We start from the raw sequence: 23,288 nt of genomic DNA on the forward strand, positions 1-23,288 counted from the left end.
ATGAACACCTAACTATCTAGGTATTTATACCTAGATAGTTAGGTGTTAACGTAGAGTACAATAACGTTTTATCAAGAATGACACCTTAACTAATCCCCCAAAAAAAGAAGGAATGCGCATGACATTACCATTAAGACTGCTCTACGTAGCCGTTTTACAAGTTATATTGACATCGTTCATTACTTACTTTTTGATCACCGACGAGTACCGTGATCTATCAGAGAAAAATGTCGTTATTTTAGAAAACTTCTTAATTGAGCAAAAAAAACAAGCATTAAAAAACTACACGTCTATCGCTTTGACTTCCGTCAACCAAGCCTACGATTCACCGAAAAAAAATAGTCACCAAACCGCACAAGAGGTTGTTGCTGATACCTTTAATGGCTTAGTTTATAACGGTGACGACGGTTACTTTTTTATCTACGATGAATTAGGAAACAGCATTGTTCACCCTAAAGAACCTTATCGTGTTGGGAAAAACTGGTGGCAATTAGAAGATTCCAACGGGGAAAAGATAATTCAATTGCTGATCAAGAATGCGAAAAATGGCGGCGATTTCTACCGTTATAATTGGTTAAAACCGTCAGAAGGGCAAAAGGTTCAAAAAATAAGTTATTCCATCTATATGGATAAATGGGATTGGATGCTAGGCACTGGCGTTTATCTTGATGATGTTTATCAGCAATTAAGTAATCTGCAAGCTCAAATGGACACCCACATTAACTACACTAAACATATTATTTTAATTGTCGCGATGTCGTCTATCTTTTTTATTTTTCTCTTCGGCATTATGGTAAATCTAAGCCATAAAAAGAAAGCTGATGCAAAAATTAGTGAACTTAGTCAACGTGTTATTGATGTTCAAGAAGAGGAAAGTCGGCACATTTCTCGCGAATTACATGATGGTATAACTCAAATTCTTATTTCAATTAAATATTCGCTTGAGGCCACAGGTTTGTATTTAACAAAAAACCAGCAAGAAAAACCCGTAACACTTAAATCCGCACAAGAAAACCTTGCAGTTGCCATACAAGAAGTCAGAAGAATTTCTCATCATATGCACCCGCAAATACTTGATGAATTGGGTTTGTCTGAAGCAATCGAGTCTATCGCCAGTGACTTCTCCAAACGCACTAAAGTTCCTGTTCAAGTGAACAAGCCAGCCTTAAGAAAACTGTTACCAGACTTTATTAACACAACATTATTTCGTATTGTACAAGAAGCGCTCACCAACATACAAAAGCACGCCAAAGCAAAAAGTGTGCTAATTGCACTTTCGGTGGAAAGTGACTGGCTAACGCTAATTATTCAAGATGACGGGGTCGGCTTTGATATTGCTAGAACACAGAGTAAAGGCATTGGTTTAAGAAACTTAGCCGAACGAGTTGAGCATCATAGAGGAAAGTTCACCATAAAATCATCAAAAATGGGCACGATAATTACGGTGAAAATACCCACGGCAAGTTTCGTTAATCATTTTAATGAATCTACTATTCACTCAGACAAAAACGACAATAATAATGAGCGATAAACTAATGGAAAATAATAACCTTGATAACCAAGAAACTCAGATTTCAGTATTACTTGTTGATGATCACCCTATGGTACAAGGTGGTTTAACGGCTTGCTTAGCCTTTTATGATGATATCAACATTGTTGGCACTTGCAATGATGGTGCTGACGCATTGTCAAAAGCCAAAGCGCTAAAACCCGATGTGATTTTAATGGATGTCAGCATGCCAAACATGAACGGCATTGATGCGACCGAAATTATTACTGAGCAGTGCCCAGATGTACAAATTTTAATTTTTAGTATGCACGATAGCCAAGAGTTTGTTTCCAGTGCGATTCAAGCGGGTGCTTCTGGGTATGTTCTAAAAGATACCTCATCTGAAGAGGTTTACTATGCCATTAAAGCAATCGCCAAAGGCAACACACACTTTAGTAGTTCGATCGCAAAAATGTTGATTGAAAACCCAATAAAGCCAGAAAGCGAAAAGCTGACAACTCGCGAGCAAGTTATATTATCTTATGTTGCACGTGGATTATCGAGTAAAGAGGTCGCCCGAACGCTAAATATTAGCTTTCGCACTGTTGATGCGCACCGCAGAAATATCAAAGCTAAGCTTAACATTGAAAGCTTAGCTGAAATGGTACGTTATGCGGTAAACCATGGTCTTATTGAAGAATAACAAGCCAGAAGCTTAATAAAGGCTAGGTAGTGCGCAAGCCGTTTGAGCTATCAAAACCGAAAATAAGAGAGCATCAAGCAAAATTCGACGAGTTAAGCTCAGCCCAGATTATTTAGATCCATATTTTTTATGGTCTAAGCTTATTTAGGTCCAAGCATATTTTCCGCTACCACCCACTCACTAAATTGTTCAGGAGTTACTAACTCTAAAGCCATCGCTGCCGCTAACAAAGTCGAGCCGTCTTGATGAGCTTTTTTAGCTATTTTTGTCGCGTTGTCATAACCAATATGTGGATTTAATGCCGTAACTAACATCAGCGACTCATCACGTAATTTCGCAATACGTGCTTCATTAGCGCTAATACCGACCACACAACGCTGAGTAAAGCTGGCACAACCATCAGCTAACAGTCGTATCGACTGCAATAAGTTATAGATCATCACAGGTTTAAATACATTTAACTCAAAATGCCCATTAGCACCGGCAACGGTAATAGTGACATGATTCCCCATCACCTGTGCTGCAATCATAGTTAACGCCTCACATTGGGTTGGGTTCACTTTACCCGGCATAATAGAAGAGCCTGGTTCATTTTCGGGTAAGTTAATTTCGCCAATACCGCAGCGCGGCCCAGAGCCTAACATGCGAATATCATTTGCTATTTTCATCACGCTTACCGCGATTGTATTTAGCGCACCACTCGCCTCAACTAAGGCATCATGAGCCGCTATAGCTTCAAATTTATTATCGGCAGAGCTAAATGGTAATAATGTTAAATTGGCGACTTGTTGAGCAAACTTAACGTCAAAACCTTTTGCGGTATTTAAGCCTGTGCCGACGGCAGTTCCACCTTGTGCTAATGGGTATAATGCCGGTAAAACAGCTTTAACTCGACGAATAGCATGGTCAATTTGCCGACTATAACCTGAAAACTCCTGTCCTAGCGTTAAAGGCGTAGCATCTTGTAGGTGGGTTCGGCCAATTTTAACTAAAGATTCAAAAGCCGTTGATTTCTCTGCTAATGCCGCCTGAAGGGCCACTAAGCTTGGTAACAAACTATTGCTTATTTCTTCTACAGCAGCAATATGCATCGCCGTTGGAAAGGTATCATTAGATGATTGCCCCATATTACAATGGTCATTGGGGTGAACCGGCACTTTACTGCCAATAACTCCACCTAATATGGCAATAGCACGATTCGATATCACCTCATTGCAATTCATATTACTTTGCGTACCTGAGCCCGTTTGCCAAACCGAAAGTGGAAAGTGCTCATCAAGCTGGCCTGCCATAACTTCCTCTGCCGCAGCAATTATTGCATGTGCAATATCAGCATCGAGCAAACCAAGTTCCATATTCACTTGAGCAGCTGAACGCTTTACTATACCTAAAGCACGAATTAACGGCTTAGGCATAGTTTCATCACCAATAGGAAAGTTAATTAACGAACGAGCCGTTTGTGCGCCATATAGCTTATTTTTGGGTACTGTAAGTTCACCAAAAGAGTCGCTTTCTATTCTATCGTTCCCTGCCATGTCATTCCTCGTAAAGTGCCATTATTTTAATCTTAACCTAACGGTTTTCCTTGACTTGAAAGTAAGCAATTTGTGCATTCAGGTTATTGGCTAATGCCTCAAGTTTACCAGCAACATCATTATTCTTTTCTAACGACTGCGTTGAAGAGTCAGCCATATCAGCGACGCTTTTCATACCTTCATACAAAGCATCAATAGCAACAATTTGCGCTTTCGATGCCTCAACGACTTGGCGAACATTTAGTAGTGAGTCATTCGCTTGGTTTTCAATCGCCTTGAGCAGCTCTGTTGAGTCAACACTCAGCGCTAAACCATTCTCAATTTTTGGTATCGTTGATTCCATAGCAACCACCGAGTCTGCCGTTTCTTTGGTGATCTCAGTTAACATTGTTTCAATTTCAGAGGTGGCTGAGCCTGTACTTTGCGCCAAGGTTCTCACTTCATCAGCAACCACCGCAAAACCTCGACCTGATTCCCCTGCTCTCGCTGCCTCAATTGCCGCATTTAAAGCGAGTAAATTAGTTTGGTCTGAGATACCACTAATAACAGAAATAATACCACTGATATCTTTAGTGCGTTGCTCAAGCTTTTGCAGTTTATCCAGGGCACTACTAACAGTAGTTAAAACATTCTGAATTTCAGTGGCGGTAGCATTAACCGACTGACTACCTAAAGTACACGACTCTAATGTTTGCGACGAATTCTGTTCTGTTTGTACCAGTAGCTCTGAAACCGTATAGGTTTTGTCACGCATATCGTTAAGGTTTTCTGTTGCTTCTACCGTGTATTCTCGTTGTTGTTGCACTAAGCTAAGTACATCTGCAGAGCCGGTAGAGACGATATCAATTTGGCTATTAATTTCATTCGAAGCCCCTGCAATATTTGTTACCGTGGAGCTAAGTTGATTTTGAGTTTTCTTTAAAGAAAACAACACACTATTTTCATACCGCGCTTCAATTTTTTGCGTTAAATCGCCATCAGCAACTCGAGATAATAAACGTGCTACTTCGCTAGGTTCACCATCCAAAGATACTTTTAATCCATGCGCAATACGGTAAACAATAAAGCCACTGATCAAAAACGCAATGCTGGTCAACGCAAACATGATGCCCTCAAAACCTGCAGCCGTTTCTCGTACCATTTTAGTTTCTTGTTGATTACCAACTTCTTGATAGTCAATAAATTGATTAATTGCCGCTAACCACTCAACAAATGCAGGTCTCACAGAGCTCAACAATATTATTTGTGCTTGCTGTTTATTACCTTGCTGCACTTCATTAATAACCTGCTTAACCAATGGCATCGTTTTACGTTCAATTTGTTTAATTGCGTCAAGAATATTTGTTTCTTTAGCGGTCGAACCATTCATCATCAGTTGGTCAAGCGGCACACGTGAATCGTTATAAAAGGTTTCTAGGTTAGCGATATCTCTTAAAGTATTTTGTAACTCGCTGCGCTCGCTCAGTAACACCACATCACGTATAGCAATTGCTCTATCATGAACGCTACCGCGAAAGTTTATGGCATAACGCTGTTTAACTGAGTTCATATCAGTGATAACCGTCATGGCTTTATCAATAGCATTGACATTATTAATGCCAATGATGGTAATGGCTATCATCATCACAATCACCGCGCCAAAACCAATTAACAGGCGGGTTTGTACGGTTACACCAGTAAATAAATTTAACATATAAAAATAAGCCTATAACAAAGAATAAGAGATACGATTACTAAACATTAGCATATAAGATTTCTGTATAGAAAACCCAATTTTTATAACATTACTTGGTAATACCGTTTAGTCTAGTGAAGCGCTTGTGTTTACGCTAAGCACCACTGTTTTAGGTGCAAGGGTATAAAGACCCCACCGAGTGCAATTGAATTTCATGTTAATTGGGTAAACCTAACAACTTAGCTATCACCAAAAAGCAGCTAAATGTGTAATGAGTTTAAATTAATGATTGGTTGAAGCTTCGTTAGCTAAAAGAAGCAGCGAAATAAAATGACTGAGCAACTCACACAAAGTCATTTTATTTTCAGTTCATATAGCGATACATAGTAAGAAACACATTACGCCACTCGGTATAACGCACAAATTTTATTGTTTGACGGATCGCGAAGATAAGCAAGATACAATTTCCCAACTGCCCCCTCTCTGACACCGGGGGCGTCTTCACAAGCAACGCCACCATTTGCAAGACCCGCAGCGTGCCATGCATCAGCTTGTTCAGGCGAATCGGCAGCAAAACCAATGGTAGTGCCATTACCGTGGGTAGATTCTTCACCATTAATGGGTTTAGTTAAGGCAAAAATTCCCTTGTCGGTAAAGTAAAAACAACGTCCCTTCTCATCCATAACACCAGGCTTATGGCCCATTTCACCTAAAATCGCATCATAAAATACTTTTGATGCTTGTACATCGTTCGCGCCGATCATGATATGACTAAACATTTGCTATCCTTTTTTTAATAATATAATTGTTTATAACAATCTAACCTACTGAATAACTTCAGCAATACCAACAGTCTCAAATAACTACCTTAAATATATACTGCACGATAAACCGGTAGCAGCCTAATAATAATTTTGTTTTACTTAAATTTTTCAAAAAGCCCAAAATAAAGCGAAGTAGCTCGCCAGTATTAAGGCTTCACCTAACTGTTCATTATTCCCTCATTTAAAGCAATTATTTGATTTAATCTAGGTTTTTTATCATTAATGCAAAAATTATATTGCAAACAATAATCACTCTCATTAACATTGCCATTAATTTAATGCTCGCTGCATTTTCTCGGTCAAACTAGTTGATAATTTGGAGATTAACATGAAGTACTCACCGCTGTTTTTGGCAATATCTATGGCTACGTCAATTACTGCATATGCTGATAGTAATTCGATAGAAGTAATCGAAGTTACCGGTAGCTATTTTAATGATTATAAAGTTGATGAAGCAAAAGGCGCTATGCGTACAGATGTTTCATTACTCGAAACCGCGCAATCAGTTACCGTAATTTCAAATACCATTGTTGAAGAACAGCTAGCAACAACTTTAGGTGAAGTACTTACCAACGATGCCAGCCTTTCTGCAGGCTCTAAACAACGAAACCGTGAAGTGTTTAACCTAAGAGGTTTTGAATTAAGCTCTTCAAATGGTTACTTACGCGATGGTCATCAACATTGGTCTCATTACCAACAACCGATTGAAACACTAGAAGCGGTAGAGGTTATTAAGGGCCCTTCAAGTATTTTATATGGTCAATCAGGACCTGGTGGCCTAGTAAATATGGTCACTAAAAAACCTACAGCAAGAAGCCTATTTACCTTAGGCGCTGATACCGATCAGGAAGGCTCTACACGCTTTACTCTAGATGCGGGTGGCGCATTAAACGATGATGAGTCATTAAGATATCGTGGTATTTTAGTTAAACAAGATGTGACTTATCAACGTGAATACCAAAATGGCGATCAACGCGAACGTGATCGTTTCTTAGGCGCACTTGTTGTTGATTATGATGTTTCAGATGATTTATTTTTGCGTGTACATTACGACTACACCAATGACAAAGCAGGATTAGACACCGGTGGTTGGTTAAATGAAGAAGGCGACTTAATTGGCGATGATAAAACTATTCGTGATATGTCATGGGCTTTCACTGACATTGATGTTGAAAACTATGGCGCGGATATAAATTATAATATCAATGACACTTGGCAGGTTACTGTTGGCTATAATAAACAAACTTTCGAACGTCAACGTTTTGAATCTGCAGCCAAAAAAACGTCAGGTTTTGTTGAAGGCGATACATATACATCAAAACCATATGACCGTTTCGATGATTGGCAGTTCACCACTAAATTTATCGACTTTGTCGGCGAGTTTGATTTTGCTGGTGTTAGTCATCAGCTGTTAATTGGCGCTAACTCTTTAGATTATTACTACGGACAACTTAAAGATTCGGTTAAAGGCACTGCTGAAGATCCCTACCCAACTTATGCAGCCGGTGATAATGAAGTTTCAAAGCCAAATGTTAACTACAAAAATGATCCAACACTATCGAGCAGTGAATACGATTATTACGGAATTTATCTGCAAGACTTAGTAACTTTTAACGATAACTGGCAAGTTTCATTCGGTGGTCGTTATGATAAACAAAACAAAGAAGGCGCTGATAATGAGTCATTCTTACCTAAGTTTGGCGTGCTTTATCACCCTTCTGAGCAAGCCACTATTTATTACAGTTATAGCGAAGGTTTTGAGCCGCAAAGTAGCGACAAGTTAGACAATGATACCGATATTAACCATGGTATGAAATTAACCGCAATGGAATCAAAGCAAAGCGAAATTGGCGTAAAATGGCAACTTGTTGACGACCGATTAATGCTAAGTGGTGCTATTTTTGATATCAGTAAAACCGGTAAATTAATTAAAGAAGATCTGGTTGACTCTGAATTTGAATCCCGCACCACACAAGCGGGTGAACAACGCCACAAAGGTTTTGAATTGGGTGCTCAAGGTGCAATTAACGATAAACTATTTGTAATGTCATCGTTAATCAATATTGATGCTGAATATGAACGCGATGCATTGTACCAAGGCAATACACCTGTAGACGTTCCTGAATGGTCTGCCGCGTTATGGTCTCGCTATGAGTTTAACGACAAGCTTGCCTTTAATGCCGGTGCATTTTATGAAGGTGAACGTTTTGCCGATAACCAAAACACCATCAAAAAAGACAGCTATACCCGCATTGATGTTGGTGCGACATATCAAATGGACATCAATCAACATGAGTTAAACTTACGCTTTAACATCAATAACTTATTAGATAAAAAATACTTAATTGGTGGCGGCACAACCAGCGTAACAGCGGCTGACGGTATTAGCTTCCGCTTAGCGGCACAATTGGCATTTTAGTTAACTTTTGATTGGCATTTTAGTGCTTAAGGCGACCTATTAAGTTATGTCGCCTTTCTGCATTTTAAATGCCAGTACATTGAATTTTTTATTAATATTAACGATGAACATCAGTAGTAATGAAACCTTCTAAAAAAACCTTAAACCTTGCGCGACTCATTCACGTTTACGTGTCTATGGCGCTACTAACATTATTACTGTTTTTTTCAGTAACCGGCATCACCTTAAATCACCCAGAATGGTTTAGTAGCCATCAAGCGCAAGTGCTAGAAAGTGAACTAACAATAGACTCAATTGCCGACCTTGTACTTGATATTGACCAAGTATCATCTGAGCAACAGCAAGTGATTACTCATGAAATAGAGCAAGCCTTTGCCATTTCGCTACATAACATCGAGCCTGAGCTTATGTCTGGCGAATTATTCTACAGCATCAAAAGTGCGGGGAAAAGCGCCAGCATTGCACTCGATCTTGAAACCGGTGACGCATTTTATGAACAAACGCATTACGGCTGGTGGGCGGTACTTAATGACTTACACAAGGGCCGAAATACCAGTAACTTTTGGGGCTGGATCATTGACCTATCAAGTGTATTATTTATTATTTTTGCCGTTACTGGCTTTATTTTAGCTATGCCACAAAAACGTTTTCATCGTACTTTACTGGTCAGTGTTGGCACAACTTTATTGGCCATTATTAGTATTATTTACTTTGCTTAAAAGGACATTTATATCTGTTATGAATAATTTACTATCAACCTATGCAAGCAACATCAGTAAAATAGTTTTATTTGCCGTTGCTAGCTTGTTATTTACCCTCTCAGCTACAGCACAAGCGAGTGAGAACAGTCCAGCTACGCTAGCCATAAAACTTGAACTTAAGCAGCAGCAAGGTGAATATCACCCACCTTATGTTGCCGCTTGGTTAGAAAATAGCGATAGAAAGCCAGTTCGCACCCTATTGCTCTGGCGTAAAGAGCCTAAATGGCTAAAAGATATTCGTCGCTGGTGGCGTAATGTTGGTCGTAAAGATGCCGCATTAGTTGATGCCATAACCTCAGCAACACATGCCGCGGGAACTTTTCCGTTGTCATTTAAAGCGACAGACGATCAACAACAATCCCTACCCGTAGGTGACTACACACTTTATATCGAAGTGGTTAGAGAGAAAGGCGGTCGAGCGTTATTAAAACAAGCATTTAAAATCGACAACAATACACATAAATTTACCCTGAATGAAACCGCCGAAACTGGCGAAATCACATTTACTGTTACACCTTAGGAGCTCAAATGAATATTAAAAAATCACTATTATTTTGCCTTGCAGTTGCCATTAGTGGCCAAGCTAGCGCACATTCACGTTGGTTATTACCAAGCCATTTTACGCTTTCTTCAGAGCAAGGCGAGTGGATTGCAGTTGATGCTTCAGCGTCAAACGAGGTGTTTAATGTTGATAAGGCATTGAGTATTGATGGTATGAGTATTTTAACGCCATCAGGTAAGAAAGCACGTCCCTCTTCAAGCTACAAAGCACATAGAAAATCAGTGGCTGATTATTTTATTGGAGATAGCGGTACTTATAAAATCACCAACAACGCAAGCGCGAGTTATTTCTCTAGCTATAAAGTAGCTGATAAACGACAACGAGCACGTGTTAACAAAGCTGAGTTAAAAGCCATGGCTCCTGCCAATGCGACGAATTTACAAACAACTTACGGCCTAACGCGTGTAGAAACTTACATTACTATGAATAACCCAACTGAAAACTACGGCACTGACGGCCAGTTTTTAGAGTTGTTGCCAAAAACACATCCAGCTGAAATTGTAGAAAATGAGCCAGCAACGTTTACTTTTACTTATCATGGTAAAGCACAAGCAGGCGTTGAAGTTGAAATTGCACCTGACGGCGCTCGTTACCGCAATACACCTAACGTAATGAAGTTAACTACTGACAAAAATGGCGAAATTACCTTCACACCTGCACAAGCCGGTCGTTATTTGTTAATTGCCGAATACGAGCAAGAAGCTAAAAACAAAGCCTTAGCAGATAAAGAACAAGGCGGCGTATTTCTGACTTTTGAAGCCCAATTACAATAGACCGATTTAATCAGAGCCGGTAAATAAAAGGTCACGATAAAACGTGGCCTTTTTTATTTCAAACGACGCTTATTTTGCCTACTTCCCCCTTAAAGCTATCGCCTCTAAAGCCAGCGGTTCAATAGCACTGAGCACCACAATGCTAAAGTGTTAACAACAGTGTGCGTAAGTCCCATAAATTAAGTGGGTATTAACGTTATTGAAATATAAAATAAACCTTTCTAGTGGCTGTCGGTCATATGTACAAGCCTTAACAGACCAAGCTAGCTTTAAATAAAAACGATAAATTAATTAATCACTAATTTGCCGCTATCACTATAATTTAGCTTACGTTAATATGGCGCTGAAAATTTCTTCCTTGCTAATCACTGGAGTACCTTTTGCTTAAAAAAATTACCCGTTTATCGGCCGCTATCGTGGCCAGTTCAATCATATCATTCAGCTTTAGCCAAGTTGCACAAGCAAAAGCTGCGCAAATAAGTCATGTCGCACAAACAACTGCAGATTATGCCGTAGCACACTACAAAAATGACATGGTGGAAAGTTTACGAGCGCTGGTTAAGCACAATACGGTTGCTCAAGATGGCGTATTAGTGGATGACAACCCAGCTCATATTGCTTTTAAGGCCGAATTAAAAAAACAAGCAAAAACGCTTGGCTTTGATTATAGCGATGACGGTTATGTGGTTGTTATTGGTTTAGGCCAACAAAAAGAGCGTGTGGGCATCATTACCCACGGAGATGTTCAACCGGTTAATCCTGAAAAATGGCAAAAATCACCTTTTGAACTTGATAGTACTACTGAACCAGGGCGGTTAATTGGTCGTGGCACAGAAGATGATAAAGGTCCAATCTCAACAGCTTTATATGCAATGAAAGCCATTAAAGATAAAAACATACACCTTAATAAGCGTATTGAATTATATATTTACATGGCTGAGGAGTCAGATTGGGAGCCACTAAAAGCCTATATAAAAACTCATGATTTACCTCAAACTAATATCACTATTGATGCGGAATACCCCGTAGTGACAGCAGAAAAAGGCTATGGAACAGTAAAGTTAGCCTTTAACAAACAAATCATGCCAACCATATCACCGTATATCAGCGCATTCACGGGTGGCTTTTTTGCTAGCCAAATCCCTGAAGATGCCAGTGTTACCATAGAAAATGCTAATATTGTTTTGCTACAACGATTAATGCATAAAGCACGCAGCTCTCAAGGGGTTAACTTTGATCTTGAATTAAAAGATACAACCTTAACGATTAATGCCTTAGGCAAGTCAGCACATTCATCAAAACCAAGTGATGGTATTAATGCTATTCCCTACCTAGCAGATCTATTGTCAGATACACGCTGGGCTCACAATGGCCCAGGTACTTTAGTTAACTTTATAAATGACAATATCGGCTTAGGATTAGAAGGGAAGAAGTTTGGCAATATTGCTTACCAAGATGACTTTATGGGCGCAATGACCTTTGCACCAACGGTTATCAAACAACATGATAAAACGATTGAGCTCAATATAAACCTACGTCGCCCACAAGGAAAAAGTGGCCAGCAGTTAACCGAAGAGATCCATCAGGCAGTAACCAGCTGGAATCATAAGTTTGATGCCAATGTCACAGAGCTTGAACATTATATTGGTGACCCTTTTGTACAAAAAGATGCGCCGCATATTGACACGCTATTGGCGGTATTTAGTCATTTCACGGGCGTAAAAGACGCCAAACCCATTGCGATTGGCGGCGGCACTAATTCACGTTTATTTCCTAACGCCGTTAGCTTTGGCCCTTCTATGCCAAATACAGAATACACAGGACATTCAGAGCATGAATTTATTACTATGGAACAGTTTGTTTTAAATTTGAAAATGTATACTGCGGTCTTAGTTGAGTTGGCGAAGTAGTTTTTCTAGCTTGGTTAGTTGCTTATCTACTTGATCATCCTTCTAATCTAGCTACTTGATTACATCAGTTGCTAACTCTAGCTTCTCATAGCGTTATTAAAATAATATTTAGTAACGCTATGCATGTCAGTTTATTTCAAGTTATTGATAGTGCCAATGCCAAGATCTAATGACAGCCGCATGATGCTTGATGCTGTTGACATAAACGGTAATTCCAAAAATGTGCCATTGAAATCAAAGCCGCGCCAAAAAGTGTCAAACCTTTTTCAGCACTCTCTCCTAGCCCTAATGCACCACTTGCAACAGCAATTAACATTAACGCTAAGCCAGTAGTACCAAGTGCCAACACACCAAATTTTCGATGTTTTTTACAGCCAAGTGTTAATGCAAGAGCACTCACGGGTAAAACCACAATAACCATCCACATATGCAGCAACTCTGGTTCCATCAATAAGCCCGCCATGGAGGGTAAGAACACTAATAGCATTGGCGTAGCAAAACAGTGGATAGCACATAGCACTGACAAACTTATAGCAATTTTATCAGCAGGTTGTTGTAGTTCAATCATTCAGGGTGTCCTTATTTGAGAATAGGTTAACACTAAGTATCATTTCTTTAATGTTGCTATCTTACAGCATTAAAGAAATGATACAACATAACATTGAAGGTGTAAAATCATCTATAATCCTCCTTAATAGCTCGTTATAAATTATTGTGTAACTGTTTTTTTCATTTTATTACCTAAGCTACCAGTGAAATTTTATTATCAGCATGCATATAGCGACAACTTCAGCTACTATGCCCGATATTGTATCTGATGCGAGGTACCAAAAGTTATGAGGAAGTTAACCTTGATTGATAAATTATTACAGAACGCCGAAGAAAAGTGTCAAGCAGCTGGTGGGCGATTCACTAACAAACGCCGTGATATTCTCGAAAATTTGATTCGCGCTGAACACCCTCTTTCTGCTTACGACTTAGTTGAATTATATAACCAAAGCAGCGAGCAAAAAATTCAAGCGATGTCGGTATATCGTATTCTTGATTTTTTCATTGAAATGCAGCTAGTACACAAATTACCAACATTAAATAAATACGTTGTTTGTTCGCACCTTGCCTGTAAACACAATCATAAAGATCAATATTTTGTTGTCTGTAAAAACTGTGGTGATGCCCAAGAAATAGCCATGAACCCAACATTAACCAAAGAGTTGAACGAGTCAGTTTCTTCGGTGGGTTTTCAATTAATTGACGCTCAATTTGAACTTTTAGGTCTTTGTAATGCTTGTGCTAGCAAAGCCAGTAATTAGCCGTTTTAAAACACTCACAATATAATATCGTCATCCGCGTTTCACTTGCTATGATGGCGATAATTCATGACATCACGCTAGTAGTAATAACGCGTTAACTCATTTGTTTTAAAACCAGTTTTATCGCCATGCGGGTATCATCAATACGAGTAACGAGATCGTTAACAACCGCCTGTTCAGTACGCATTAAGTGCCATGAATCCGCCCATTGCGCTTTTAATTTTAGCGCTTTATCAGCTACCTCAGGCGTAATTAAAACACTTAAATCAACCACTAACCCCACTTTTACCCAGCCCTTTCTTGGGTTGCCTTCCACCAGGTCATTGTCATAGTGTGCTGATAAAATAACATGCTCTAATTCACCTAAATGTGAAAGCACTTCAAAAGCGGCAGTGCGAACATTATTATTCTCTTCGCTAACTTCCATACGCCATGTGTTATAGCTAAAGCCCAACAAGGCAAATAACACACTGAACACACTCATGATGTAATAAACTTTTAATTTCTCTTTTAGCTTTCTCAATTGACCTTCCTTTTTCTTTTTACAACTATGTATATATAATTTTTATGACGGCAAACAATGTAGAAAATACGATACAGCAGCCGTTGTAGCACATACAACAAGCTTATCATCAATATTAAGCAACGATAAACTTTCAAAAAGGACCTGACTAAATGTAGCTAGTAATTGGAATTGACTGTGACACTTTCATTAACGCTTCAGACTATCTAAAAGTGATTAATTTCATATTTCAATTGGTTATTAATGTAAGTAAACGATATTATTTAATAAAATCATTAATATGTTATCACTATGAAAAAAGTTTGTATTGTTACCGGCGGAAGTTCAGGCATTGGCTTAAGTATCGTTAAGCTATTTTTAGCGAAAAATTATCAAGTATTTAACCTCGACATTACGGTTTCTACTGTCGGAAATTTTTATCACTGTGACATTACCGATGTCCGTCAAGTTAATGAAGTAATTGAAAATATAGCTAAAAAACATCGTATTGATGTACTCGTTTCTAACGCCGGCATACATTTTTCAGGTTCAATTGAAAACACCAGTGAAGCGGAACTAGATCGGGTATTTAATATTAATGTCAAAGGCGCCTATGCTGCAGTAAAAGCCGTATTGCCAGCAATGAAGACACAGAAAGATGGCGCAATTATTCTTATGTCATCTGATCAAGCGCTGATCGCTAAACATAATTCTTTTGCTTATAATCTGAGTAAAGCGGCACTAGCTTCGATGGCAAAAACTACCGCGCTCGATTACGCACAGTTTAATATTCGTGCTAATGCGGTATGCCCAGGTACAATAGAAACTCCCCTTTATCATCAAGCTATCAATAATTACTGCGAAAAATCAGGAGCAAACAAAGCTGATGTACATGCCGAAGAAGCTGCCTTGCAACCACTCGGACGATTAGGACAAGCAGAAGAAGTGGCTGAGCTAGTTTATTTTCTTGCTTCAGACAAAGCGAAATTCATCACTGGCAGTTTGCAAATGATCGACGGTGGCTATACAGCACAGTAACCTATAACTGATGATAAAAATAATAGACTCTCACATTCACCTGTTTGACCTTAATAAAGGCAACTACCAATGGTTGAAGCCTGAAAATCCGCCTTTTTGGCCGGATAAAGGCATCATAGCGAACAACTTTTCAGAGCAAGATCTAACCTTAAGCTCACCTTTATATTTATCAGGCTTTGTGCATATTGAAGCAGGGTTTGATAATGAACACCCTTGGCGTGAAATAGCTTGGCTAGAAAACACCTGTAAACTGGCATTTCGTAGCATAGCCATGCTTGACATTACTTTGCCTGAGCCAATATTTACTGAGCAACTTGAAAAGTTAATGCGCTATCCAAGTGTCGTTGGTATTCGTCATATTCTAGATGGTGATGCACAAGTCATTCTAAATCATCAGCATACTCAAGCTAATTTAGCCCTACTCGCCGATAAGCGACTCAGTTTTGAGCTGCAAATGCCACTCACGGACATCGCGGCAGTTGATAGTTTAATTACCATAATACAATCAACAACGGATTTAATGTTTTGTATCAATCATGCAGGCTCGCCAACAACAGATAATAAACAACAAACCACTTGGTTAGATAATCTTAAACGTTTAGCTAAATTCAACACAGTTTTTATCAAGTGCTCTGGTTATGAAATGACAGATCGGCACTATTTACCTAGCTGGCAACACCATATTGTCGCACTATGTTTAGCAAACTTTGGCATAAGCCGTGTAATGTTAGCCAGTAATTTTCCATTAAGTTTGTGGCATAGCAGTTACCAAGATACTTGGCGAAATACATATACCTTGCTGCAAGATTATAAACCCTGTTTAAGCAGTAAAAATATTGCCCAGCTCTGTTATCAAAACGCTTACCTGTTTTATAAATTTAACCACTGAATTTTGTTATGTCGATATAGCCACCTATACTCTAGAGTATCGCTGGCATGAAATGAGCTTGATAACGCATGGTCAATACCAATAACTGTATCATTGAGCATCCAATAGAAAATTTAGACATGGCTAAATGGCAAGACCTTGTCAATATGATGGCTGAGCTTTTTGATGCTGCTAGCGGTGTTATTGTGCAATATAGGCAACAAACATTTAATGTGGTTGCGACAAGTGATAATCATAACAATTTTCTGCAAGTTAATTCCTGCTGGCCTTGGGACATGAAAAGCTTTTGTCGGCACATTGTTGAAAGCAAAGATAAACTTTATGTTAAAAATGCATTAGCCGACGATAAATGGGCATGCGCAGCACCCGTTTGTGACGGCCCTGTAAGATCATATTTGGGTTACCCTTTATACTGGCCAAATGGCACTATTTTTGGCTCTTTTTGTGTTATTGACACAAAAGCTACTGACTATTCTCAGCCTTTAAATAAAATGCTTGGACAATTAAAAATTATTGTTGAAAGTGAGCTTATACACGTCACAAACATTAAAAAAATCAAATCCTTATTAGCGCAGAAAATAAGCCAAGAAAAACAATTAAAAAAACTCGCTTTATATGATCAACTCACCCAATGTGCGAATAGAAATTTACTGGCTGATCGTGTTAGTTACCAAATAAACAACGCCAATAGAAACAACAGCCAATTTAGCCTAATTTATTTCGATTTAGACCGTTTTAAACCAATTAACGATAACTATGGTCATCAATGTGGGGACAATGTTCTCATCGAAATTGCAAAAAAAGTTAAATCTATTGTTCGAAAAACAGATACCTTAGCAAGGATCGGAGGCGATGAGTTTGTTATCGTGTTGAATACCGAATTAAACTCAAATAAGCTCGTAGAAAAGCTCTTAAAAATTATTCAAGAGCCTATTTTACATGGCGATATTAGCGTATCAGTTTCTGCAAGCATTGGCGTGGCAACTTACCCTAGAGATGGCGAAAATATTGAAGCTTTATTAGCGGTTGCTGACGCTGACATGTATATTAACAAAACAAAAAAGCTACAAAGTTATTAATTTTTCTCGCCATTATCCGCACTTTGCTGCAAGATAATTTACCTCTATTAGCATTAAATAATTTTTATTTCAGCCCTTATGGATTCATTCGATAAAAAAATACTCAAAATCTTACAACATGACTGCACGGCTTCTGTCAGTGATGTTGCCAGCCAAGTTGGCTTATCAACCACACCTTGTTGGCGTCGCATTCAAGCAATGGAAAAGTCAGGTATTATTAAAGGCCGTGTCGCTCTGGCCGACCCTGTAAAGTTAAACGTAGGTTTAACGGTATTTGTCACCATAAAAACTAACCAGCACAACCCTAAATGGTTAAGTGAATTTAGAGAGGTGGCGAAAGACTTTCCAGAAATTATTGAATTTTATCGAATGAGTGGTGAAGTTGATTATTTACTACGCGTGGTTGTGCCGGATATGAAGTCCTATGATAGTTTCTATCAACGTTTAATCACTCGAGCCAACTTTGCAGATATTAGTTCAAGCTTTGCCATGGAGGAAATAAAGTACACAACCGCCCTGCCGATTGATTATATTTAACCTGGACAGCAGCTTCAAACTGACAGCTGACAGCTTGAAACAGATAACTATTCTGTCCCTTTTTTATTTCAACGCATTAACTGTAACATTCGGCGAGCGCTTAACGACTTCATCGTTTAGTTCAATGCCAATACCTGGTGTTTCAGATACTTGAAAGAAACCATCAACCGGCTGCGGGTCTTGTATACATAACTCACGATTCCAGTCTTTAATGGCATAGGTATGGTGCTCATGAATTAAAAAGTTAGGGATCGCAGTTTCAAGATGTAAAGACGCTGCTGTTGCCACCGGTCCGCCACAAACATGAGCTTGAATGCGAATATCGTAGACATCAGCATAATCACAAACTTTTTTTGCTTCCGTAAAGCCACCACATAAACCAATATCAGGTTGTAAAACGTCAATGCTTTGGTCTTCAAAATAAGGCCGAGCATCCCAGCGATGATATAAACGTTCGCCGCCAGCAATTGGCACGTTAACGTTATCAGCCACTTTCTTATGCACTGCTGAATTCAGATAATTAACCGGCTCTTCGTAAAACATGCAACCAACTTCTTCAATGACTTTTCCCATTTGAATAGCGGATGCCGCGCCCATTAATGAGTGCGACTCAAAAATAATATCGACATCTTCCCCTACAGCATCACGTATTGCTCGTAAACGATTGCCAAATAAGCGCATTTGTTTTGGCGTAAACAGTTTAGTGCGATCAAATGAAGAACTGCCGTCTTGATTATAAACAATAGGATCAACTTTAACTGCATCGTAACCTTGCGCAACCGCTTTTAACGCTGCCTCAGCGTATTGCTCGGGCTCAATAAGCTTGCTAATTGTTTCATCCCAATCAAACTGTAACTGACTGGCATAAGTTCGCAGTTTGTCGTTAGTTTTACCACCAAGAAGTTGGTATACAGGCAACCCGAGCGCTTTACCTTTGATATCCCATAACGCGGTATCAATGGCGCTCATTGCAGAATAAAGTACCGGCCCGCCACCTAAGCCCCAAAAGCTTTCCCGTAACATACGTGACCATAATAATTCAGTGTTAAAGGGGTTAAAGCCGATCAAAATTGCTTCACTGATCTCTTTTAGCATCGCTGCCGCGGCACTATGTCCCCAGTCGTAGGCAAGACCTGCTTCACCAACCCCAGTAATACCTTCATCGGTATGTACACGAATAAAAACAGGGTTCCAACCAGGGCGTTTTGGACATTCAATATCAAAAATTTCTACGTGAGTTACTTTCATTAGGTTCTCTTTACATGCCATTTCAATACAAGATTAAATAACGACATCAATAAGGTTAAGGGTTATAAGGCAAAGCTAGCATCAACTTTATATACGCGTCGTAACATCGCCGGCCAAGCCTTTTGTCCGCCGGTTAAGCCAGTATGAACAATATCTGCTTGTGCTTTAATACCGTCAATAAGGCTTTGTTCCAGCAAAATAGGCTGCATCCCCGTAGACATTATTTGTATTTGTATCTGACAAGCACGTATTAGATCATACATATGCATAAAAGCGTCACCAATGGTTTTCCCCATAGTTAACGCGCCATGATTACGCAATAACATAAAATTGCTATTACCTAAGTCTTGTTGCAAGCGTAGTTTTTCATCTTCATTAACCGCTAAACCTTCATAGTCGTGATAACTCATCGATGCTAAAGCAAACATTGAATATTGACTAAGAGGTAACAGGCCTTCTTTTAAAGAAGCAACGGCAATGGTTTCATTACAATGCACATGCAAGGCACATATATCATCGTGACGCACTTCATGAACGGCACTATGAATAGTAAAGCCTGCGGGGTTAAACTCGAATGGACAATCTGCATCAACAATATTGCCTGCCATATCAATTTTAACTAAATTGGATGCGGTAATTTCATCAAAGCGCAAACCAAAAGCGTTAATTAACACATGCTCAGTACCAGGGATGCGCACCGAAACATGGGTATAAATTAAATCATCCCAACCATGAAGCGCAATAAGGCGATAACAGGCAGCTAAATCTACTCTGAGCTGCCATTCTTGCGCTGATACTTTATTTTTTAAATCAATAACGGGGAGTGTTAACATCAGCTTTAATGACCTTTATTTGAAAACAATAAAATAATATGACGCTTTTTTATGCTACAAACCATATCCTATGATGGCGTAGAGTTAAAGCACCAAGTTATGCTTAGTTAGAACAATTTATCATGATTTAATGCATCAACTAAATGACCTATTTATCAATAATTGTCACTATAGTATTCTGTCAGGCTTTTATACCCAAGCCACTTGAAAATTCAGGTTCAGCGTTAAGCTAGGAAGTCAGAGCAAGTCGCAGCACACAGATAATGGTTATTCGCTTATCAAGCGCTGTACAGCTTTTTTGCTCCAGACAAAAGCTAAGTACATACATCCATGTATGCAACGTTGCACTGTTTTTCTAGCTTAGCTCCCGCAGGGCAAGGCGATAAAGGGCCACCTCCGGCGTTATTGATTTTGACAATGGAACAACCATGCTCTTCAATTAATGCCTTGGTGCTAACCCTTTTTCGACTTGCACAATCCTGTATTTTCAAGTGGTTTGGGTATATTAGCACTAGCTCTATGACGCTATAGTTATTCACTTTAACGTTGAAAGTGCAAAGAAAGTGCAAAAGGTTTATGAAGTAAGTAATAATATTTTTGCTGACAAACGCTTTGCTATCAAATGCTCTATTTTGGAAAGAAGCTGCTATGTGTATTTTATTTATTGCTGTTAAACAGCACCCAGATTATCCCGTTATTATTTGTGCAAACCGTGATGAATTTCATCAACGTCCAACACAAAATATGCATTGCTGGACCGAGCCCAACATACTCGCAGGTAAAGACCTACAGGCGGGAGGAACTTGGCTGGGCTTAAACACCGAAGGTAATTTTGCTGCTTTAACAAATTTTAGGCGTCCCGAAAGCTTTGATAAAAACAAACTTTCACGGGGTGAGTTAGTTGTGCAAGCGCTCAGCAATAGCGCATTAAAAACTAAGCAATATTTGGCTGACGAAGCCACTAAGTATAATGACTTTAATTTAGTTTTTGGTCCGTTAGATAATTTACAAGCATTTGACAGCGTAAACCAAAAACTCGTTAAACTCGCCCCCGGCTTTCACAGTGTTTCTAATGGTGCATTAGATGATACATGGCCCAAAATGGCTTTAGGATTAAAGGCCTTAAAAACTGTTGTGGCAGGCAGTAACCTAGAGATAGACGCTCTTTTTTCAGTAATGAGAAATCAAGTAACCGCCGAGCAAGAAAGCTTACCCGTAACAGGCTTGAGCCAGGAGCTAGAAATGTTACTGAGTAGTATTTTTATTGTTTCACCCGACTACGGAACACGCTCAAGCGCGATAATTTTACAGAATCATCACGGCGAGGTAAGTGTTTACGAGAATAATTACAACAACAAAGGTAAAATAATAAACAACAATCAATTTCACTTTACTATAAAGAAAGCCAAACAAAGCTGAGTAAAATATGTATGTAATTGCTAAGTTGATTTAGCGCATTCAGATGGCAACTTAGAACATTTGCTTAATAATGGCGGCAACAATAGCAATAAACACAACTACCCATAGAATTTTTGAATACTTTTGCTGTTGCTCAACTTCCATTGGCTTACCAAAACGCTGCCCTAGAACCACCATTAACGCAACAGCGCCAAATACACAAAGTAGAATAATCAATAACGTCATAAAATATACCGTCCAAATAACGAGGCTGATGAGGATAAATTACATTAACCAAAAAGCAAGCAAAAGCGGTAACATGCCTTGATAACTTTCAAGCACTAGCCTTATCATACCGAGATTGCTATTAGCTGCCAATTTTCTTTGTGTGCTACTCAATATTTGTTAAGAGCAATAAAAAATTCTTACTAGCTCTGCTTAATTAAACACCTGAGTAAGCAACTTTTTATTAAGATTTAGCATCTATGCTTTCATTTTAAAATTAATCATTTACCATATAAAAATATTTTCAATATGAATGATCTTGCTATGGCAAATACTGATAGCTTTACTGATAAACGTCGATTTATAATTCGTTTAGGCAAAGCCTTACATAAGTTTGGTACTCCCGCTTATCGATTAGAGGCACATTTAACCGATGTTTCCGAAAGCTTAGGTGTTTATGGCTCTTTTGTAATTACGCCGACCTCATTAACTTTTGTCTTATCTGAAGATGACGAAAATCAAGATTATAATCACATTCTTCGAGTTGCCCCTGGCGATCTAGACTTAGGCTCATTGGCACGTGCCGATGAATTAGTTGACGAACTTACTTCAGGTCAGCGAACGCTAGCAGAATCTATTGAACGATTAGACGAAATTGCTAACAAGCCTAACCCCTATGGGCGCTTTTTAACCTTCCTTGCTTTTGGTGCCTCTAGCGGTGCATTTGCCATGCTAATGCACACCAGTTGGAATGACGTTTTTTGGTCTACTTTGCTCGGTTTGGTGGTTTGCTTATTTACTTTTTGGGCTGAACGTTCACGTCGAGTTACCGACATGTTAGAGCCAATTGCCGCCATGACTACCGCAATTTTAGCTACAGCAATTGCCTTAATTGATCCCAGTATCAATATTCCATTAGTTATTTTATCGAGCATCATCGCTTTTATTCCCGGTTTATCGTTAACCTTAGCCTTATCAGAACTTGCCGCTAGAAACCTAATATCAGGTACCGCAAGATTAATGGATGCCTTAATGATTTTATTTAAAATCTACTTTGGCGGCGTATTAGGTATAGCTTTAGGTAAAATGATGTGGGGCGAAGTTTTATTCATTCAGCCACCGAGTACACCTGACTGGACATCTTGGGCAGCAGTGACCACGTTATCAATCAGCTTGGTTATTTTGTTTAAATGTCGTAAAAAAGATGCTCCATGGGGAATTCTGTCAGGCTATATTGCTTTTGGCGCCAGCATCATTGGTGCCGAATATTTAGGCGTGGCACTTGGCGCTTTTATTGGCGCTTTTGCCTTAGGCCTATACAGTAGTATTTTTTCTCGCATCATGAACCTTCCCTCAAGTATTGTTAAATTAATGGGCTTAGTTGTATTGGTACCTGGAAGTAAGGTTTATATCGGCTTAAGCAATGCAGTATCCGGACAGATCATGCTCAATGCTACCGATATTGGCTCGCAAACGTTCTTGATTTTTATGTCATTAGTGGCAGGACTCATATTTGCTAATGTGGCTTTACCATCGAAAAAAGTCCTTTAATAAAAACAACTCACGTCAGGTAAATTA

The 23,288-nt window shown here is 39.1% G+C and carries 22 protein-coding genes; 14 read left to right on the forward strand and 8 right to left on the reverse strand.

Features of this window, described 5'->3' with window-relative positions; translation table 11 throughout:
* The first annotated feature begins 118 nt into the window (after positions 1–118).
* The gene (locus B0169_RS09580; RefSeq protein WP_077285748.1) at positions 119–1,531 is read left to right on the forward strand and encodes a cache domain-containing protein; all 1,413 of its coding nucleotides are present in this window, start codon (positions 119–121) and stop codon (positions 1,529–1,531) included.
* Positions 1,521–2,192: a response regulator transcription factor gene (locus B0169_RS09585; RefSeq protein ID WP_235838536.1), complete on the forward strand. Its 672-nt coding sequence runs from the start codon at positions 1,521–1,523 to the stop codon at positions 2,190–2,192. The genes B0169_RS09580 and B0169_RS09585 overlap by 11 nt, the downstream gene beginning before the upstream one ends.
* A gap of 140 nt (positions 2,193–2,332) precedes the next feature.
* Here the strand turns inward: B0169_RS09585 and fumC are convergent, their stop codons facing one another.
* From fumC to B0169_RS09600, 3 genes are all read right to left on the reverse strand, one after another.
* The gene (fumC, locus tag B0169_RS09590; protein ID WP_077285750.1) at positions 2,333–3,727 is read right to left on the reverse strand and encodes a class II fumarate hydratase; all 1,395 of its coding nucleotides are present in this window, start codon (positions 3,725–3,727) and stop codon (positions 2,333–2,335) included.
* A gap of 37 nt (positions 3,728–3,764) precedes the next feature.
* Positions 3,765–5,420 (reverse strand): methyl-accepting chemotaxis protein, encoded by a 1,656-nt coding sequence (locus tag B0169_RS09595; RefSeq protein ID WP_077285751.1) that lies wholly within the window; start codon positions 5,418–5,420, stop codon positions 3,765–3,767.
* A 380-nt stretch (positions 5,421–5,800) separates the two neighbouring features.
* Positions 5,801–6,181, reverse strand: a complete 381-nt coding sequence (locus B0169_RS09600; protein ID WP_077285752.1) for a VOC family protein — start codon at positions 6,179–6,181, stop codon at positions 5,801–5,803.
* Between the two features lie 373 nt (positions 6,182–6,554).
* Between B0169_RS09600 and B0169_RS09605 the strand changes: the two genes are divergently transcribed.
* From B0169_RS09605 to B0169_RS09625, 5 genes are all read left to right on the forward strand, one after another.
* Positions 6,555–8,645, forward strand: coding sequence for a TonB-dependent siderophore receptor (locus B0169_RS09605; protein WP_077285753.1), 2,091 nt, complete (start codon positions 6,555–6,557; stop codon positions 8,643–8,645).
* A 119-nt stretch (positions 8,646–8,764) separates the two neighbouring features.
* Entirely contained in the window at positions 8,765–9,364 is a 600-nt protein-coding gene (locus tag B0169_RS09610; protein ID WP_077285754.1) for a PepSY-associated TM helix domain-containing protein, read from the forward strand.
* 19 nt (positions 9,365–9,383) lie between these two features.
* Entirely contained in the window at positions 9,384–9,926 is a 543-nt protein-coding gene (locus tag B0169_RS09615; protein ID WP_077285755.1) for a DUF2271 domain-containing protein, read from the forward strand.
* An 8-nt stretch (positions 9,927–9,934) separates the two neighbouring features.
* A complete protein-coding gene (locus B0169_RS09620; RefSeq protein ID WP_077285756.1) occupies positions 9,935–10,741 on the forward strand; it encodes a DUF4198 domain-containing protein in 807 nt (268 codons plus the stop codon).
* A gap of 416 nt (positions 10,742–11,157) precedes the next feature.
* Positions 11,158–12,651 carry a dipeptidase gene (locus tag B0169_RS09625; protein WP_412842125.1) on the forward strand — a complete coding sequence of 498 codons (1,494 nt, stop codon included), beginning with the start codon at positions 11,158–11,160 and terminating at the stop codon, positions 12,649–12,651.
* Between the two features lie 166 nt (positions 12,652–12,817).
* On the opposite strand, the gene B0169_RS09630 is transcribed toward B0169_RS09625, so the two are convergent.
* Entirely contained in the window at positions 12,818–13,219 is a 402-nt protein-coding gene (locus B0169_RS09630; RefSeq protein WP_077285758.1) for a MerC domain-containing protein, read from the reverse strand.
* Between the two features lie 283 nt (positions 13,220–13,502).
* On the opposite strand from B0169_RS09630, the gene B0169_RS09635 reads away from it, so the two are divergent.
* Positions 13,503–13,961 (forward strand): Fur family transcriptional regulator, encoded by a 459-nt coding sequence (locus tag B0169_RS09635; RefSeq protein ID WP_158077073.1) that lies wholly within the window; start codon positions 13,503–13,505, stop codon positions 13,959–13,961.
* Between the two features lie 94 nt (positions 13,962–14,055).
* Here the strand turns inward: B0169_RS09635 and B0169_RS09640 are convergent, their stop codons facing one another.
* Entirely contained in the window at positions 14,056–14,484 is a 429-nt protein-coding gene (locus B0169_RS09640) for a hypothetical protein (RefSeq protein ID WP_077285760.1), read from the reverse strand.
* A 291-nt stretch (positions 14,485–14,775) separates the two neighbouring features.
* Here B0169_RS09640 and B0169_RS09645 point away from each other — a divergent pair, with 291 nt between their 5' ends.
* The 4 genes from B0169_RS09645 to B0169_RS09660 all read left to right on the forward strand — a co-directional run bounded on the left by B0169_RS09645 (position 14,776) and on the right by B0169_RS09660 (position 18,006).
* Positions 14,776–15,501 (forward strand): SDR family NAD(P)-dependent oxidoreductase, encoded by a 726-nt coding sequence (locus B0169_RS09645; protein WP_077285761.1) that lies wholly within the window; start codon positions 14,776–14,778, stop codon positions 15,499–15,501.
* A 10-nt stretch (positions 15,502–15,511) separates the two neighbouring features.
* A complete protein-coding gene (locus B0169_RS09650) occupies positions 15,512–16,390 on the forward strand; it encodes an amidohydrolase family protein (protein ID WP_077285762.1) in 879 nt (292 codons plus the stop codon).
* A 68-nt stretch (positions 16,391–16,458) separates the two neighbouring features.
* Entirely contained in the window at positions 16,459–17,469 is a 1,011-nt protein-coding gene (locus B0169_RS09655; RefSeq protein ID WP_077285763.1) for a sensor domain-containing diguanylate cyclase, read from the forward strand.
* Positions 17,470–17,547: 78 nt separating this feature from the next.
* Entirely contained in the window at positions 17,548–18,006 is a 459-nt protein-coding gene (locus tag B0169_RS09660) for an Lrp/AsnC family transcriptional regulator (protein WP_077285764.1), read from the forward strand.
* 63 nt (positions 18,007–18,069) lie between these two features.
* Here B0169_RS09660 and B0169_RS09665 read toward each other — a convergent pair whose 3' ends face one another.
* A complete protein-coding gene (locus B0169_RS09665; RefSeq protein WP_077285765.1) occupies positions 18,070–19,254 on the reverse strand; it encodes a mandelate racemase/muconate lactonizing enzyme family protein in 1,185 nt (394 codons plus the stop codon).
* Between the two features lie 62 nt (positions 19,255–19,316).
* A complete protein-coding gene (locus B0169_RS09670; RefSeq protein ID WP_077285766.1) occupies positions 19,317–20,087 on the reverse strand; it encodes a class II aldolase/adducin family protein in 771 nt (256 codons plus the stop codon).
* A gap of 648 nt (positions 20,088–20,735) precedes the next feature.
* Here B0169_RS09670 and B0169_RS09675 point away from each other — a divergent pair.
* A complete protein-coding gene (locus B0169_RS09675; protein ID WP_077285871.1) occupies positions 20,736–21,506 on the forward strand; it encodes an NRDE family protein in 771 nt (256 codons plus the stop codon).
* 51 nt (positions 21,507–21,557) lie between these two features.
* Here the strand turns inward: B0169_RS09675 and B0169_RS19230 are convergent, their stop codons facing one another.
* The gene (locus B0169_RS19230) at positions 21,558–21,731 is read right to left on the reverse strand and encodes a hypothetical protein (RefSeq protein ID WP_158077074.1); all 174 of its coding nucleotides are present in this window, start codon (positions 21,729–21,731) and stop codon (positions 21,558–21,560) included.
* A gap of 303 nt (positions 21,732–22,034) precedes the next feature.
* Between B0169_RS19230 and B0169_RS09680 the strand changes: the two genes are divergently transcribed.
* A complete protein-coding gene (locus B0169_RS09680) occupies positions 22,035–23,261 on the forward strand; it encodes a threonine/serine exporter family protein (protein ID WP_077285872.1) in 1,227 nt (408 codons plus the stop codon).
* Positions 23,262–23,288 lie beyond the last annotated feature (27 nt).

This window comes from Cognaticolwellia aestuarii, assembly GCF_002000025.1.
GTDB lineage: Bacteria > Pseudomonadota > Gammaproteobacteria > Enterobacterales > Alteromonadaceae > Cognaticolwellia > Cognaticolwellia aestuarii.

Coding starts and splice junctions, on each gene's coding strand:
- B0169_RS09615 (WP_077285755.1), top strand. CDS start 9,384: ATGAATAATTTACTATCAACCTATGCAAGCAACATCAGTAAAATAGTT.
- B0169_RS09660 (WP_077285764.1), top strand. CDS start 17,548: ATGGATTCATTCGATAAAAAAATACTCAAAATCTTACAACATGACTGC.
- fumC (WP_077285750.1), bottom strand. CDS start 3,727: ATGGCAGGGAACGATAGAATAGAAAGCGACTCTTTTGGTGAACTTACA.
- B0169_RS09650 (WP_077285762.1), top strand. CDS start 15,512: ATGATAAAAATAATAGACTCTCACATTCACCTGTTTGACCTTAATAAA.
- B0169_RS09610 (WP_077285754.1), top strand. CDS start 8,765: ATGAAACCTTCTAAAAAAACCTTAAACCTTGCGCGACTCATTCACGTT.
- B0169_RS09645 (WP_077285761.1), top strand. CDS start 14,776: ATGAAAAAAGTTTGTATTGTTACCGGCGGAAGTTCAGGCATTGGCTTA.
- B0169_RS09675 (WP_077285871.1), top strand. CDS start 20,736: ATGTGTATTTTATTTATTGCTGTTAAACAGCACCCAGATTATCCCGTT.
- B0169_RS09665 (WP_077285765.1), bottom strand. CDS start 19,254: ATGAAAGTAACTCACGTAGAAATTTTTGATATTGAATGTCCAAAACGC.
- B0169_RS09585 (WP_235838536.1), top strand. CDS start 1,521: ATGAGCGATAAACTAATGGAAAATAATAACCTTGATAACCAAGAAACT.
- B0169_RS09620 (WP_077285756.1), top strand. CDS start 9,935: ATGAATATTAAAAAATCACTATTATTTTGCCTTGCAGTTGCCATTAGT.
- B0169_RS09605 (WP_077285753.1), top strand. CDS start 6,555: ATGAAGTACTCACCGCTGTTTTTGGCAATATCTATGGCTACGTCAATT.
- B0169_RS19230 (WP_158077074.1), bottom strand. CDS start 21,731: ATGACGTTATTGATTATTCTACTTTGTGTATTTGGCGCTGTTGCGTTA.
- B0169_RS09630 (WP_077285758.1), bottom strand. CDS start 13,219: ATGATTGAACTACAACAACCTGCTGATAAAATTGCTATAAGTTTGTCA.
- B0169_RS09580 (WP_077285748.1), top strand. CDS start 119: ATGACATTACCATTAAGACTGCTCTACGTAGCCGTTTTACAAGTTATA.
- B0169_RS09595 (WP_077285751.1), bottom strand. CDS start 5,420: ATGTTAAATTTATTTACTGGTGTAACCGTACAAACCCGCCTGTTAATT.
- B0169_RS09655 (WP_077285763.1), top strand. CDS start 16,459: ATGGTCAATACCAATAACTGTATCATTGAGCATCCAATAGAAAATTTA.
- B0169_RS09600 (WP_077285752.1), bottom strand. CDS start 6,181: ATGTTTAGTCATATCATGATCGGCGCGAACGATGTACAAGCATCAAAA.
- B0169_RS09680 (WP_077285872.1), top strand. CDS start 22,035: ATGGCAAATACTGATAGCTTTACTGATAAACGTCGATTTATAATTCGT.
- B0169_RS09670 (WP_077285766.1), bottom strand. CDS start 20,087: ATGTTAACACTCCCCGTTATTGATTTAAAAAATAAAGTATCAGCGCAA.